Raw genomic sequence first — 14,960 nt, 5'->3', positions numbered from 1 at the left:
CGAGCATAACCAGTGGCGGGCAATTTGAAATTTGAGATTTCAAATTTGAAATGAGGAATCCCGGCTATGATCGCCTCCCGTTTACCCAATCCCAAGCCATCATGTCCATCCGCGTCCGCTTTGCTCCTTCTCCCACTGGTGATCTTCATGTCGGCGGCGCACGCACGGCCTTGTTCAACTGGCTCATGGCCCGCAAGCACGGCGGCACCTTCGTGCTGCGCGTGGAAGACACCGATGGTGCCCGCAACACGGCGGAAGCGGCGGCTGGCATCCTCAAAGGCATGCGCTGGCTCGGACTGGACTGGGATGAAGGCCCCGATGTCGGCGGTGACTGCGGCCCCTACTTCCAAAGTCAGCGCAAGGACCTCTACGACGCCTATTTCAAGAAGCTGGAGGACGCCGGACGCGTCTATGCGGAGCACGACGGCGCGATGCGCTTCAAATTCAGCCGCACGGCCATCACCGTGCATGATCTGGTCTGCGGGGATGTGACCTTCGCGCCCACCGAGGAGCCGGACATGACGATCCGCCGCCCGGACGGCAGCTACATCTTCCATTTCGTCAATGTCGTCGATGACATCGAGATGTGCATCTCGCACGTCATTCGCGGCGAGGACCATCTCTCGAACACCTGGAAGCACATTGACCTCTTCAACGCCTTCGGTGCCACCGCGCCGACCTACGCGCACATCCCGCTGATCTTGAACCCCGACGGCACCAAGATGAGCAAGCGCGATGAAGGCAGCGCCATCGAGCACAGCTACATGAACGCCGGATTCCTGCCCGACGCCGTGTTCAACTACCTCTGCATGCTCGGCTGGACACCAAAGGCCGAAAGCGAAAAACTCTCCCGCGCCGAACTCACCGCGCTGTTCGACGCCGACGCCATCCACAGCAGCAACGCGAAGTTCGATCTCAAGAAAGCCCAGTGGTTCAACGCCCAATATCTGCGCGAACTGAGTCCCGCAGACCTGCTGCAGCACGCCAGGCCGTTTCTGATCGCCAAAGGCCTCGCCTGGACCGATGAAGCCATGGCCGCCGCCGCCGTTCACAGCGTGCGCGAAAAGGTGAGCCTGCTCACCGAACTGCCCGAGTGGGTGCATTACTTCTTCCGCGAGGATTATCTCTTCGAGGCCGATGTCGTGACCAAACTGAAGGCCAAACCCGAAAACCCCGGCCTGCTCAGGGCCGCCAGCGATCACCTCACCCAAGCCGCCGAATGGACCGAGCAGGGCGTGCATGACGCCGTCGAAGCCGCAGCGAAGGCTCTGAGCGTGAAACCCGGCGCCATGATGCCGCTGCTGCGCTTTGCGCTCAGCGGTCAGTCACGCGGCCCTGGGGTGACGACGATTGCGCATTTGATCGGGCAGGAGAAGACGATCTCGCGCATTCAGCGGGCGACAGCGGAGGTGCTAGGCGCATAAACCCTGTTGACGCACTCGACAGAATTGCTTCTCATCAATGAGTTAGGCGTCAACCAAACTCGCCGCCCCTAATGGCAATAAAAGACACTGACAACTCTAAGTTCAGTCCGATCAATGACGAGGCAAGATCTGAGCTATCAGACCTTCGCTCCTTTGCCTCAAGTCTCGTAGGTCGCTTCCAGCCCGGCCACGTTCTCACACAGACTGCGGACGATTTTGAAACGCTACAGCGTCTTTGCGAGGTGGGAGCAATGCAACACGCCAACTACGGGGCGTGGGTCGCGGTAGGTGTCGCGTTCGGTGATGCCCTGATGAATTACATTCCTGGTCTTGAGTGGTGCCTAGAGTCCGATCAATACGGTACAAATGCTGCGCTGCGTTTCCGGCAATCGGGCCTCTCGATTGCAGTGCTAACCATGCTGTGGAAACGCGTCGAGCGTGGAGAACCCATCGACATCATTCATCTTGCAAGTGAACTAAACACAATCGTGTCATGTCATGGTGCCTAACCAGTCGTTGGAACCGATAGCCCACGGCAAACCTCGTTTTAGGCTTAACTTCAACGTTACGAAACACTCATCCCCACCCACCGCGCATAGTTCTCCGCCACCTGCTCCGGTTTCAGAGCGACGATTTCCGGCACGTTGTAGGGATGCAGTTCGCGGAGGCGTGATTCGAAGCGGGGCCAGGCGGCGGGCGTGGTTTTGAAGATGGCGAGGACTTCGGCGGCGGTTTCGACCTTGCCTTCCCAGCGGTAGATGGATTCGACGGCGGGGATGAGATTCACGCAGGCGGCGAGTTGCGATTCCACCAGCGCCGTGCCAGTCTCGCGGGCTTTCCCGAGGTCCGGGAAGGTGCAAAGGACGATCAGGATGTCGTTCATGACCGCCAGTGTATGAGATCTGCCTTCATCGACAAGCTTATCAAACGCATGGACCGCCTGGAACCGGGCGAAGTTCAGGGCATCGTGCTGGAGCTGCTGCGGGAGAAGAAATTTCAGGAGAAGGTGTTCGAGGCGTTGCAGGAGGGCGTCATCCTGCTCGATACCGAAGGCAAGGTGAGCTACGTGAACCGGGTGTGACGACGATTGCGCATTTGATCGGGCGTGGGAAGACGATCTCGCGCATTCAGCGGGCGCTGGCGGAGGTGATACGCTTTGGTTAAGCCAGTGTCAGTGTGGCAGCAGCTTTTTGTTGCTGGCAGACAACTCATCGGACTTCCGCGCGCCGTCGATGATTTTGGTGAGTGTTGTCTGCGGAATCGACGAAACAATCGTGAAGCTGCCGTTGGCAACGGATTCAGCCAGTGCCGCAGCACTGCCAGCCTTCGCCCGTGAGTAGGCCGCCGTCGTGGCATGCGTCAGATAGCCAGGAAAATCAGGAGCATCGAGAATGCAGACATCATCAATGCCGTCGTCCCGAAAAGTGGTCAGGCTCACGAGCAGGATGGCATCACCGGTCTGCTGGGGATCAGAGAGCACCACCCACAGGTGACGGGGCGGCAGATTGCAGCGGAGCGTGGTGCCCAGCGTGATCATGCATGCAGCGCGGCTTCCACAAAGTTCAGTTCCTCGGCATCCTGCTCGATCTGCTGAATCTGCGCGTCATTGAGTCCCACCGCGCGTGCCATCTTTGCCAGCGGGATGCGGTCACGCCCTCTCACCATCGGGGTCCATTCTTCGCAGCGCTCATGGGACCAGTCACGAAGCTGCCACTGGTCTTTGCCGCCATGCTCTGCGTAGATTTCGCCGATCAGCCTGATCTCACTCGGCGCCAGATGCTCGGTGCCGATCTTGGCTTCTTGCAGACCGATCTCATGGTTCTGCCGGTCACTGATGAACTCCTCCCAGCGGCATTCGTCCTCACCCCACAGGGTGCCGGAGTTGATGAGATCCAGCAGCTCACTGGTGATCGGTCCATTCGGCAGCGAGAAATAAGTGCCGCCCACCACCGGAATGCCGCGCCGCTGAATCGACAGCCGGTCCAGGGCATAGACCAGCTTGATCAGCTTCATGATGTTCATCACACCACCTTCGCGGCGGAGGAGGTCGCAGGCCACTTCGGTGGCTTTGGTGATGTCGAATCGGAAACTCATGCGGGCAGTCTATGGCAAAGCCGGTGCGAGGTAAAGCGCGGCATTCATCCGCAGTTCACGAGGCTGCTAAACGCCACGGCCTCAAGTGCTTCCCCGAGAAAAAAACGCAAGGCCACCGGGTAGTCCCAGTGACCTTCCGCCGAACGGGTAGTCCCATTCCAAAGCTGGCGAATTAGTTGCCGCCGTTTGACGGACTGGCAAGGATCATGTGCTCGGCTGTCGTGGTGTATTCAAAACAGGACAACTCTCCCCGACCCACCGCGCATACCCCTCCGCCACCTGTTCCGGTTTGAGCGCCACGATCTCCGGCACGTCGTAGAGATACATCTCATTTTCTCTTCTCGCAGAACCGTGACGTTGCCGCTGATGGCATTCTCCGCTAAAGAAACGCCATGATGTTCACTCGCGGCTTTCTTCGCATCGTATCGGCTCTCACAGCGCTCATTCTCGCCTCCTGCCAGATGCCTGCTCCGCAGGCATATCAACCGCAGGCTGCGCAAGCCGGTCCATTCATGCTCGGCGTCGATGTTTTGGCCTCACGCGGCTTTGATCTGCTGCGTGGCAAGCGTGTCGGCCTCATCACCAACCACACCAGCATCACCGGTCGTGGCGAACGCACGCGCACTGCGTTTCAGCGTGCCCTGGGCCCCAATCTCACCGCACTTTACGCCCCGGAGCACGGCATCGACGGCACCATCGGCGCTGGCATCCACGTTAGCACTCGACGCGACAGCGTGACCGGCCTCACGGTCTATTCGCTCTACGGCCCGACGCGCAAACCCACACCCGCGATGCTCGCCCCCATCGACGTGCTCGTGTTCGACCTGCAAGACATCGGCTGCCGCAGCTACACCTACATCAGCACCATGATCGTCGCCATGGAGGCCGCTGCCGAAAACGGCAAGCAGTTCGTCGTGCTTGATCGTCCCAATCCACTCGGTGGCTGGCGAGTTGAAGGCCCGCCGCTCGAAGCCAAATGGAAATCCTTCGTCGGCCAGATTCCCGTTCCTTATGTCCACGGCATGACCGCAGGGGAACTCGCCATGATGGCCGCCGCGCGCGGCTGGGTGTCGCGTGTGCCGCGTCTCGATGTCGTCAAAATGCAGGGCTGGAGCCGTGGCATGGTCTGGCAAGACACCGGCCTGCGCTGGTATCGCACCTCGCCCAACATCCCGCACGCCACCTCCCCCTTCTACTACGTCGCCACTGGCATCCTTGGTGGTGCCACCTCCGTGGACATCGGTATCGGCACCGAGAACCCCTTCGGCTACGCCGGTGGCAGCGGCGTCAATCCGCACGCCCTCCTCGCCTACTGCCAGCGCCTCAACACCCCAGGCGTCAGTTTCGCCCCTTATTCAAAGAACGGCTTCGGCGGTGTCCGTCTCAACATTCACCCACGCTCCACTGCCGACATCACCGCGCTCGATGTCCTCCTGCTGGCCGAGATCAACCGCCTCAGCGGCGGCAAAGTCGTCGGTCGCATGAGCGGATCGAAGCTGAACCTGTTCAACAAAGTCTATGGCAGCGAATCGCTCCACAGCGACCTTCGTCGCGGCGTCCCCGCCACCAGCATCGTCGCCCGCTGGCAGGGTTATAACCAGAGCTTCCGCTCGCAGCGCCAGCGTTTCCTGCTTTATCCCTGACCACGCCAGCAGTAGCCGACACCTCGCACCGTCTCGATGATCTCCTCGCTCTCACGTTCGATCTTCTTGCGCAGTTTGGCGATGTGCTGGTCCAGCGTGCGACTTTCCGGCATGTATTCGAGCCCCCAGCATACATCCAGCAGCACATCGCGGCTCAGCACTTGTCCTGCACGCTCATGCAACAGCTTGAGGATCGAAACCTCACGCGGTGTGAGATCCATGCTCTCCGCATCTCGCTGTGCCCGCAGTTCCGCGGGTAACACACGCAGCGGTCCCAGTTGAAAGCCACTCGCGGATGATTTCACCGCCTGCGAGCGGCGCAACGCCGCACCGATGCGTGCGATTAGTTCATGTTTCCCGAACGGCTTGCGCACAAAATCATCCGCGCCGAGCCGCAAACCGACCACCACGTCTATCTCCTCGCTCTTGGCCGAAATGAACAGCACGGGCACGGTCGCATCCTCCGCACGCACGCGGCGGCAGACCTCATAGCCATCCACACCGGGCATCATGATGTCGAGACAGAGCAGATCAGGACGATGTTTCTGCCAAAGCACCAGCGCCTCCGCGCCATCACGCGCCAGCAACGTGCGAAAGCCCTCCGGCTGCAAACACGCCGCCAAGCTTTCGAGCGTCACGGGATCGTCATCGGCAAGAAGAATGGTCATGGGACAAGAGGTTGATTCAACGTCAGCCGAAGTTCAAACGCAGCACCTTTTTCAGTCTTCATGAGGCACAAGGTGCCACCCATGCGCTGCGCCAGATCACGCGCAATGCTCAGCCCCAGCCCTGCGCCACTCACCCCGGCCTGCACACGATCATCGAGACGAGTGAATGGTTCAAAAATGCGCTCAGCATCGTCCGCAGCAATACCAGGACCTTCATCAGCCACGCTGAGAATGAAAACATCCCCCGTCTGCTGCGTGTGCACGCTGACCGACGCATTCGGCGCATATTTCTCCACGTTCGAGAGCAAGTTCGCCGTGATCTGTGCCAGAGCATCCGCATCGAGCATCACCTCAGTTTTCAAACCTGCGTGGATGCGAGTCAATGTGATGCCGCGACGCTCCAGTGCCGGCTCAAACTGCGGCACGATGCCGTCCACGATCGCCACCGGCATGCAGGCGGCGTTTTGCAGCGTGAGCCGACCTTCCTCCTGTCGCGAAAACGTCAGCACGTTTTCGATCAAGCGACTCAAACGTCCCGCTTCTTCGCGTACGAGGCTAAACCGGCTCGTCGCTGCCTCCGGCACCGATTCTTCGATCACATCAAGATTGAGCAGGATGTTAGTCATCGGTGTACGCAATTCATGCGACACCCGGTTCACAAACGACACCCGCTGCCGCGCCAGCAAGGCCGCACGCCGCTGCTGCGCGCTCAAACCGATGCCACAACCCGCCACCAACACCGCCAGCGCCAGCGAACCAACCAGCGTCGGCAGATGATACGTCGCGCGCATTTCTCGTTCATCCCAGGAGACGATCTGCCAGACGCCAAAACGCGAAATGACCGGCCCCAGCATGTCAGGTCGCAGAGCGGACAGTTTACCGACCGAGCACAGCATCTTGCCGTGGGCGTCCTGCACGGCATCCGGTCCGCCCAGTTGTGCCACCGGGTGAAATTCTTGCTCCAGCCAGATTTGAAAATGCCCGCTCATCGCAGTCTCCACCGCTGCGCGATCAATCGTCAACACCACCGCCGTGGCGAGTATTTGCACATAAAACATCAGTGGTTTGCCCGGTTCATCGATCCATCCGGAGCTTTGCCCGCCGACGTCGGCGAAGATTCTTTTGGCATTCAGCATCACGCGTGGACGCGGCAGGCCGCTGTGCTCCTTTTCAATCGTTGGTTCTGGCTGTGGCGGATCGGCAGGAAAGCCGATGCTCAGATGCGTCTCCGGGCTGGCGCTCTTCCAAAACAACCAGGACACCCGTTGAATGCCCTCGACATTCTGCGCGGTGCGCCGTGCCGCCTCACTGTCACGCATGGACTGCGCCAGCAGCCCGCCGGTGTTCTTGAGATGGCCATCGTACAATGCCTCCAGCTTCCGCGCTTCCACCTGCATGGCGCTGTCCAGGGCATGCAGCGCCTGCCGGTCCCGCTCACGCCGTGTTTCCGTCTCTCGCCGTGCCACGCTGACGCCGCCCACCGCGATGCAACACGCCAGCACGAGCATCATGCCCAGCATGAGGCTCGCGCCCGAGATCGGTTGGCGTTCGTCGGCAGCACTCATTCCTGATTCACATCCATAAACAGCAGCCACATGCGGCCTTCATCCTTGTGCTCATTCGCCCCGGTGTCTCCCGGTGGATTCATCGTGCCGATCAAGGTCGTGGTGCCAATGACCTGCGTGTACCCCGTGGTGATCTTCTGGTTCGAAAACAACGGCACCTCAGGATAGTGCTCATTCCAGTTCTTGTCCTTCAAGTTGCCCGTCATGCGGACAAATTCAGGAGCCAGAGTCAGATCGGAAAAGGCATTGTCCGCACTGCGAGTCGGCTCCACTTCCAGGCGAAACCCCGTGGACCGTTGCTCAAAAGCAGTGGTCCCCGCCAGCCCCGCAGGCCGGGCCGGAGTTCCCGGCTTCTTCGGATCATCACTGGGCTGCGCTGGCACGCCCTCCGTTGGAGGAGCGTATTCGGTACCATAGGTGTAAAGGAGACCCGACTCATGCGTGGCGCGCACTCCTGATTGAGTGTTGATCGTCGCCAGATGTTCCAGCGTCGCCTCCTTGGCCGCCAGCATGGGTTTCAATTCCGCCAGACAGGCCCCGCCCTCCATGGCATGCTTTTTGAGCAGCTCCCATCCTTTCATGCGGTCAATTGAGATCACCCGCGCGGTCAGCATCAAGTTGCTTTTGCTCTTTGCAGCAGGCTCTTTGGGCGCCTTGAGAGTGATGACCTGTGCGGTGGCGAACACGAGCGTGATGATTCCTGGCTGCACATCATTCAGCGTGGAAATGAGCGTGGGGAAACCGGGAATCATGCGGCATGAGGACGGCCCCCTCCGCGCAAACACATCCACCACTGGAACCCCTGCCAACGTGGCATCCGCCTTGAACAGCCGAATGCCGAGCAATCGATCCCGAGAAAACTCATGCGTAATGTTCAGAGTGCCGTTTTCATCATCCAAAGTGGGCTCAAACTCAAATTTATCCCCCAATTGGCGCATCTCAAAGGCCGTTGGATATTGAGATCCTGTGCGGTCTGCGGGAGTCCACTCCGTGGGATAAATCAACTCATCCACGCTTTCCAAGGTGCTGCGTGTGCCGCTCTTGTTCGTCATCAAATGACAGCCATCCAGCTTGGCGGTGCCGGTTTTCACCGCTGCCTGCACATGACTGTAAAGCTTGTCCTGGCCCTCGGGCGCATCCAGCAGCGCCGCGTAGTCCGTGTGCGACAGCGTGAAGGTTTCGATGAAACAAAGGACGTTTTTCGGTGCTTCAGGCACGTCCGGTTCGGGCTCGGCGGCCGCCGCAGGGGCCGCTGTCGCAGCCTTCTTGTCCTTAACAAACGGATCCTTCGGCTTGTCCTGGGCGGCCAGTACGGTGACGAGGGCGAGAAAGAGTAGGGCGTGTGATTTCATGCACCACGAGACTGCCACACAGGCCGAGCCTTGCGTCAACGCAGCATGATGCCTGTGTAAAAGTTCTGTCAAAACCATGCCGGAGCGTTTATGGCTGTCCCTCCCGACCCGAAAACACATGGAAGACCTCGAACTCGCCCGCGCCTGCGCCCTTTACGCCGATGACAAAAAAGCGGAGGACATCCGCATTCTCGACCTGCGCGGCCTCAGCCCCATCTGCGACTACTTTGTGCTCGTCACCGCCACCTCCACGCCGCAGTTGCGTGCCGTGCGCGATGAAATCATCGAGCGTATGAAGGACGAGCACGACACCCCGCCCGACGTGAAGGACGGCAACTTTGAGAGCCAGTGGATCATCCTCGTCTATGGCAACGTCATGGTGCATGTGCTCACCCCCGAGAAACGCGAGTTCTACGCCCTCGAAGAACTCTGGGGCGATGCGCCTGAGCTTGCCCTGACGGTGGAAGAACCTGTGCCTGAGCCAGCCCCCAAGGCCAAAAAAGCCGCCGTGAAGAAAGTCGCGGCCAAGAAAGCCCCTGCCAAGCGAGCGACGAAGGCCAAGGTGGTGAAGTAAGCTGCGGAGAGGTGTTAAGTGTTAGAAGTTATGGGTTATGGCGCATAACCCTTAACTCATAACCTCTCCCCCACATTTTCTGCTCGTCATCTCACCCTGCATTCGCTACACAGCAGGCATGCACGTTCGCATCCTGCTCGTCCTCGTCTCCTGCGCCCTCAGCGTCATCACCGGCCTCGTCATCGCTCGCGGCGGTGTAGGCGTCACCGCCGCACGCCAGCGCCCGCTCATCGGTCTCTCGATGGACACCCTCAAGGAAGAGCGCTGGCAGATTGACCGCGATCTCTTCACCGCCGCCGCCCAGGCCGCCGGAGCAGACGTGTTGGTGCAGTCCGCCAACAGCAACGACGTCGTACAGCTCCAGAACATCGAGAGCCTCATCACGCAGAAGGTCGATGTGCTCGTCATCATCCCCAAAGATGCCGCCGCCATGGCGAAAGGCGTCGAACTCGCCCATCAGGCTGGCATTCCCGTGCTCTCCTATGATCGACTCATCACCGGCTGCGACCTCGATTTGTATCTGACTTTCGACAACGTGAAAGTCGGCGAGTTGCAGGCCAAATTCCTCGCCGACCGCATCCCGCAGAGTGGCAAACTGCGCCTCATCCGCATCTACGGTGCGAAGACCGACAACAACGCCAAGCTCTTCAAACAAGGCCAGGACAACATCCTCCAACCACTCATCGCTGCTGGCAAAGTCGAAGTCATTTTCGAAGACTGGGCGGAGGATTGGAAGCCCGAGAACGCCAAGAAGATCACCAACGCCGCCATCACCAAGATCGGCCCGAACTTCGACGCCATCCTCGCGAGCAACGACGGTACCGCCGGTGGAGCCATTCAAGCGCTCACCGAGGAAGGACTCGCCGGAAAAATCATCGTCACCGGCCAGGACGCCGATCTCGCCGCCTGCCAGCGAATCGCTCAGGGAACACAGGCCATGACCGTCTATAAGCCCATCCAAAGCATCGCCACCAAAGCCGCCGATCTCGCCCTCAAACTCGCCCGCCGCCAGCCCATCGTCGCCCGCGACGCCGTCTCCAACGGCAAAACCGATGTGCCCTCCGTTTTGCTCGAAATCACCTCCGTCACCAAGGAAAACCTGCGCGACACCGTCATCAAGGATGGCTTCCGCAAAGAAAGCGATGTGTTTCAATAAAATGTCGCTCATATGAAGTCGAAATCCATCTGGCAAAAACTGATTAAGATTTTCAGACTGGCACCTGTAGGCTGGTCAATCTCTGACGGGGACAAGACAGAAGGCTCCTATGTGCATTCCACATCGATTCTAGACCTCAGTTGGGCGGAGGACGATTCTTATCTAGCGCTGGCAGGCGGCGGCTGCCTGCCAGGTGCAGATGGTTCCATCCGGATAATCGACCCTCTGTCAAAGAGGAACATTAAAACCTTGAACGCACATGTTTGCGGAGTTCATGCCCTTTCCATAGACCCAGCAACAGGTATCCTGGCTTCGGCCAGCTTCGACTACGCGGCACACCTCTGGGACCTTGACGAAGACGATATTATTTTTCTGCGGGGAGAGGACGGAAAGTGCAAAGGATACTGCGAATTCAGCCCGCAAGGCTCGCTTTTGGCCATCGGCGAGTATGACTACTACGAGGGGTCCCACTCATTCTACATCTACAGCTTGTCTCGGCAGAAGAATGTATTCGAGCATGCTCTTCCCCTCGGAATGGGTGTCACGGCCATGGGAATCTCTTTGGATGGAAATTATCTCGCAGTGGCAGCACGCGACCAAAACGAACAGCAATCAACGCATCTCTACCTCGTTCAGATTAGCTCTCTCGAGGTAGTGAAAGAGCATGTTCTGAGCGAAGATATTGGCTTCTACGATCTTGCCTTTACCGGTAAAGGCATGGAAATCGTCGGCCTTTGCAATGGAGGCGAAGCCGAAACGGTTCTTCACCGCATGGATGCCCACACAGGCGCCCTCCTGGGAACTTTGCCTGTTGGCGGCATTGGGGGATCGATCTCCATTTCCCCTGGGGGAGTTGAGCTGGCTGTTGGAAGTGAGAATCGAAACATCACCGTCTACTCAACGGTCTCATGGTCGATCTTGAGAACCTATCCGGCTTGTCCCGAAGAGAGCGGCAGGCTTTGCAGCCTTGCCTATTCCCGAGATGGCAAGCGACTGGCCTATGGCCTATCATCAGGCATTTTCGATATTCTCCCAAATCACGCAACATGATCCTCGCCGCTCAAAACATCACCAAGCGCTTCCCCGGTGTCACGGCACTCAAGGATGTATCGTTCGACCTTCGCGGAGGCGAAATCCACGCGCTTTGCGGCGAAAATGGCGCAGGCAAGAGCACGCTGATCAAGCTGCTCTCCGGTATTCATCCGCATGGCAGCTACGAAGGTCGGTTTGAGGTAAGTGGTGTCGAAGCACGCTTTGAAACGATCAAGGACGCTGAGAAGGCCGGTCTGGCGGTGATTTATCAGGAGCTGGCGCTGGTGGAGGAGATGACCGTGGCTGAAAACATCTTCCTGGGTCGCGAACCACGCCGCTGGGGTGCCTTCATCGACTGGCCGCGCATGTATCGTGAAGCGCAGGCTTTGTTGAGTCGTTTCAAGGTCGATCTCGATCCTGCCGCTTTGGTTCGCACGCTCGGCGTGGGGCAGAAGCAGCTCGTCGAAATCATCAAGGCGCTCGCCAAGGACTCCAAGATCCTCATCCTCGACGAACCCACCGCCGCCTTGGCCGAGCATGAGGTTTTGATCCTCCTCGACATCCTGCGTGATCTGCGGAAGCGCGGCATCGCCAGCATCTACATTTCGCACAAGCTCGATGAAGTCTTCAACATCGCGGATCGCATCACGATTTTGCGTGATGGCACGACGGTTTGCACGCAATCCGCTGCAAACACGAACAAGAACGAAGTCATCCGCCACATGGTTGGTCGCGAGTTGGGCGATTTGTTTCCGCGTCGCACCTCCCAACCGGGTGAAGTCATCCTGCGCGTCGATTCACTCGCCGTGGCCGATGCTGAAAGCGGAACCACCAAGCTCCACGACATCAATTTCGAGCTGTGTGCCGGTGAAGTGCTCGGGATCGGTGGTTTGATGGGCGCAGGACGCACCGAATTGCTCATGCATCTATTCGGAGCCTGGGGACGCGGTGTCTCGGGCAGCGTGCAGCTTCGCGGTCAGCCGCTGGGTGGTCTCACGCCGGAGACAATCATTCAAAAGGGGCTCGTACTAGCCTCTGAAGATCGCCGTCGTTACGGATTGCATCTGGAGCACGAGATTGGCTTCAACCTGTCGCTGTCCTCGCTTTCCAGTGTCACGCGCGGCGGATTCATCCAGCGCAATGCCGAGATTCGTCGCAACCAGGGCATCTTTGAATCGCTCCGAGTCAAAGCGACGGGTTTGGAGGCCGTCGTGGGCAAACTCTCCGGCGGCAATCAGCAGAAGGTCGTGCTCGGCAAAGCGTTGCTCACGGAGCCCTCGGTCATTCTACTTGATGAGCCGACACGCGGCATCGACGTCGGTGCCAAGCTCGAAATCTACGAGATCATCAATCAGCTCACCGCTGCTGGAAAGGCCGTCATTCTCGTCTCCAGTGAGCTGCCAGAACTCATCGGCATGAGCGACCGCATTCTCATGCTCAACGCCGGCCGCATCGGCGGCTCCTTCACCCGAGCCGAAGCCACGCAGGAAAAACTCATGGCTGCCGCCATGGGACATGCGGGCTGACCAAAGAATGCCGCAGGCGTCAACCTTGCCCCTCACCCCAACCCTCTCCCCGAAGAATATTTTTTGAGCGTTGCGATCCAGGGGCGGGGAGAGGGAGAACGCTTTGAGGCGCTCTCAATCAATACTGAGCCAAAACGCATCCCCCTCTCCCCGCCCCTCGTCGAATTGACTCCACGATTTGCTTCGGGGAGAGGTTGGGTGAGGGGACGAAAACGAAGCACCGCATGAGGCATACGGGATGATTCTTGAAAAGCGCTGGTGTTTCCTGCGTTCGACATTCATCCCACTTTCCAATCATGATCCGCTCTCTCCTTGCCTTTCTCGCGCTCACCATCTTCGTCAACGCAGCACAACCGCCAAACATCGTCTTCATCTTCTGCGATGACCTGGCCTATCAGGCCATGAGCTGCTACGGCGACAAGCGCAAGCTGCTCGAAACGCCAAACATGGACCGCATCGCGAAGGAAGGGATGCGTTTCGACCGCTGCCTCGTGACGAACTCGATCTGCGGCCCAAGCCGTGCGGTGATCCAGACGGGCAAGTACTCGCACGCCAACGGCTTCTATAACAACAGCAACAGCAAGTTCGACAGCACGCAGCCGACGTTTCCAAAGGTGATGCAGAAAAGCGGCTACCAGATGGCCGTGATCGGCAAATGGCACCTGATGGCCGACCCCGTGGGCTACGACCACTGGAACGTCCTTCCCGGCCAGGGCGTGTATTACAACCCGCCGATGACCGAGAACGGCAAGAACGTGAAATACGACGGCTACACGACCGACATCATCGGTGATCTGACGCTGAAGTGGATGGATCAGCGGGACAAAACCAAACCTTTTATGATGATGTGCCAGCACAAGGCCCCGCATCGCGAATGGGAGCCGCCGGTGCGCTATCTCGGCTTCGACAAGGACCGCGTGTATGAGGAGCCGGAGACGCTGTTCGACAGCTACAGCGGCCGCAGCAAAGCGGTGAGCGATCACGACATGGGCATCGACCGCACCTTCACCGAACGCGATGCGAAACTCATCGTCCCCGGCAATTTAACTGAAGAACAGAAGACCGCTTGGAATGCCTACTACGAGCCGCGCAACGCCAAGTATCGCGCCGACGCTCCTGCCGGTCGCGATCTCGTGAAATGGCGTTACCAGCGCTACATGCACGACTATCTGGCCTGCGTGAAGGCCGTGGACGACAACGTGGGCCGTGTGCTCGATTACCTCGACAAAGAAGACCTTGCTAAAAATACCGTGGTCATCCTGAGCAGCGACCAAGGCTTCTACCTCGGCGAACACGGCTGGTTCGACAAGCGCTGGATCTTCGAGGAGTCGCTGCGCACGCCGCTGCTCGTCCGCTGGCCCGGCGTCATCAAGGCGGGCAGCAGCACGAGCAAAATCGTGAGCCTCATCGACTTCGCGAGCACCTTCCTCGACATCGCCCAGTGCCCGAATCTCGAAGGTGTGCATGGCCGCAGCATCGTGCCGCTCATGAAGGACGAAACGCCCGCTGACTGGCGCAAATCGCTCTACTACCACTACTACGAGTTCCCCGTGCCGCACCGCGTGCGCCCGCACTACGGCGTCATCACGGACCGCTACAAGCTCATCCACTACTACAAGCCCGACGTTGATGATTGGGAGCTGATGGATCGCGAGAAAGACCCGCTCGAAACCAAGAGCTTCTACGATGATCCCGCCTACGCCGACACGGTGAAGGAACTCAAAGCCGAAATCCTCCGCCTCCAGGCCGAAGTGAAGGAAACCATGCCTCCACCACGCTTCACGCACGGCAACAAGCCCTTCGACAACGAACCTCAGCCGCCCGAGCAGACGAAAGGCAAAGGTGCGGGCAAGAAGAAGACGGGAGCGAAGCAGGGGTAAACCTTCGAACATCACACAACGGCTGCCGTCGGAGGTTAGGCTTCTA

At 59.0% G+C, this 14,960-nt stretch carries 15 protein-coding genes; 9 read left to right on the top strand and 6 right to left on the bottom strand.

Going from position 1 to position 14,960, the window contains the following annotated elements:
- Nucleotides 1-101 precede the first annotated feature (101 nt).
- Complete coding sequence (locus ACKVY0_RS24705) at nt 102-1,424, top strand: glutamate--tRNA ligase (RefSeq protein WP_409217532.1); 1,323 nt, start codon at nt 102-104, stop codon at nt 1,422-1,424.
- Between the two features lie 71 nt (nt 1,425-1,495).
- Entirely contained in the window at nt 1,496-1,933 is a 438-nt protein-coding gene (locus ACKVY0_RS24700; protein WP_409217531.1) for a DUF3806 domain-containing protein, read from the top strand.
- Nucleotides 1,934-1,989: 56 nt separating this feature from the next.
- Here the strand turns inward: ACKVY0_RS24700 and cutA are convergent, their stop codons facing one another.
- Nucleotides 1,990-2,307, bottom strand: a complete 318-nt coding sequence (gene cutA, locus ACKVY0_RS24695) for a divalent-cation tolerance protein CutA (RefSeq protein ID WP_409217530.1) — start codon at nt 2,305-2,307, stop codon at nt 1,990-1,992.
- Nucleotides 2,308-2,319: 12 nt separating this feature from the next.
- Here cutA and ACKVY0_RS24690 point away from each other — a divergent pair, with 12 nt between their 5' ends.
- A complete protein-coding gene (locus ACKVY0_RS24690; protein WP_409217529.1) occupies nt 2,320-2,505 on the top strand; it encodes a hypothetical protein in 186 nt (61 codons plus the stop codon).
- Between the two features lie 90 nt (nt 2,506-2,595).
- Here the strand turns inward: ACKVY0_RS24690 and ACKVY0_RS24685 are convergent, their stop codons facing one another.
- Together ACKVY0_RS24685 and ACKVY0_RS24680 are read right to left on the bottom strand one after the other, a co-directional pair.
- Nucleotides 2,596-2,961 carry a hypothetical protein gene (locus ACKVY0_RS24685; protein ID WP_409217528.1) on the bottom strand — a complete coding sequence of 122 codons (366 nt, stop codon included), beginning with the start codon at nt 2,959-2,961 and terminating at the stop codon, nt 2,596-2,598.
- Complete coding sequence (locus ACKVY0_RS24680) at nt 2,958-3,518, bottom strand: Panacea domain-containing protein (RefSeq protein WP_409217527.1); 561 nt, start codon at nt 3,516-3,518, stop codon at nt 2,958-2,960. Before ACKVY0_RS24680 ends, ACKVY0_RS24685 begins: the two co-directional genes overlap by 4 nt.
- A 392-nt stretch (nt 3,519-3,910) precedes the next feature.
- Between ACKVY0_RS24680 and ACKVY0_RS24675 the strand changes: the two genes are divergently transcribed.
- The gene (locus tag ACKVY0_RS24675) at nt 3,911-5,161 is read left to right on the top strand and encodes an exo-beta-N-acetylmuramidase NamZ domain-containing protein (RefSeq protein WP_409217526.1); all 1,251 of its coding nucleotides are present in this window, start codon (nt 3,911-3,913) and stop codon (nt 5,159-5,161) included.
- Here the strand turns inward: ACKVY0_RS24675 and ACKVY0_RS24670 are convergent.
- The 3 genes from ACKVY0_RS24670 to ACKVY0_RS24660 are packed head-to-tail and all read right to left on the bottom strand — an operon-like array spanning nt 5,152 to nt 8,746.
- Nucleotides 5,152-5,829 carry a response regulator transcription factor gene (locus ACKVY0_RS24670; RefSeq protein ID WP_409217525.1) on the bottom strand — a complete coding sequence of 226 codons (678 nt, stop codon included), beginning with the start codon at nt 5,827-5,829 and terminating at the stop codon, nt 5,152-5,154. The two genes, ACKVY0_RS24675 and ACKVY0_RS24670, sit on opposite strands and share 10 nt — an antisense overlap.
- The gene (locus ACKVY0_RS24665; RefSeq protein WP_409217524.1) at nt 5,826-7,394 is read right to left on the bottom strand and encodes a sensor histidine kinase; all 1,569 of its coding nucleotides are present in this window, start codon (nt 7,392-7,394) and stop codon (nt 5,826-5,828) included. The genes ACKVY0_RS24670 and ACKVY0_RS24665 overlap by 4 nt, the downstream gene beginning before the upstream one ends.
- Nucleotides 7,391-8,746: a hypothetical protein gene (locus ACKVY0_RS24660; RefSeq protein WP_409217523.1), complete on the bottom strand. Its 1,356-nt coding sequence runs from the start codon at nt 8,744-8,746 to the stop codon at nt 7,391-7,393. Before ACKVY0_RS24660 ends, ACKVY0_RS24665 begins: the two co-directional genes overlap by 4 nt.
- Nucleotides 8,747-8,864: 118 nt before the next feature.
- Here ACKVY0_RS24660 and rsfS point away from each other — a divergent pair, with 118 nt between their 5' ends.
- The 5 genes from rsfS (at nt 8,865) to ACKVY0_RS24635 (ending at nt 14,914) form a co-directional block, all read left to right on the top strand.
- Nucleotides 8,865-9,320 (top strand): ribosome silencing factor, encoded by a 456-nt coding sequence (gene rsfS / locus ACKVY0_RS24655; RefSeq protein ID WP_409217522.1) that lies wholly within the window; start codon nt 8,865-8,867, stop codon nt 9,318-9,320.
- Nucleotides 9,321-9,438: 118 nt separating this feature from the next.
- Complete coding sequence (locus tag ACKVY0_RS24650) at nt 9,439-10,476, top strand: sugar ABC transporter substrate-binding protein (protein ID WP_409217521.1); 1,038 nt, start codon at nt 9,439-9,441, stop codon at nt 10,474-10,476.
- 12 nt (nt 10,477-10,488) lie between these two features.
- Nucleotides 10,489-11,526, top strand: coding sequence for a WD40 repeat domain-containing protein (locus ACKVY0_RS24645; protein ID WP_409217520.1), 1,038 nt, complete (start codon nt 10,489-10,491; stop codon nt 11,524-11,526).
- The gene (locus tag ACKVY0_RS24640; protein WP_409217519.1) at nt 11,523-13,034 is read left to right on the top strand and encodes a sugar ABC transporter ATP-binding protein; all 1,512 of its coding nucleotides are present in this window, start codon (nt 11,523-11,525) and stop codon (nt 13,032-13,034) included. The genes ACKVY0_RS24645 and ACKVY0_RS24640 overlap by 4 nt, the downstream gene beginning before the upstream one ends.
- Nucleotides 13,035-13,330: 296 nt before the next feature.
- Nucleotides 13,331-14,914, top strand: coding sequence for a sulfatase (locus ACKVY0_RS24635; RefSeq protein WP_409217518.1), 1,584 nt, complete (start codon nt 13,331-13,333; stop codon nt 14,912-14,914).
- The last annotated feature ends 46 nt before the right edge of the window (nt 14,915-14,960 follow it).

This window comes from Prosthecobacter sp., assembly GCF_046154365.1.
Classification (GTDB): Bacteria; Verrucomicrobiota; Verrucomicrobiia; order Verrucomicrobiales; family Verrucomicrobiaceae; genus Prosthecobacter.
The sequence above is the reverse complement of the archived record's forward strand: the minus strand, read 5'-3'. Positions and strand labels throughout refer to the sequence as shown.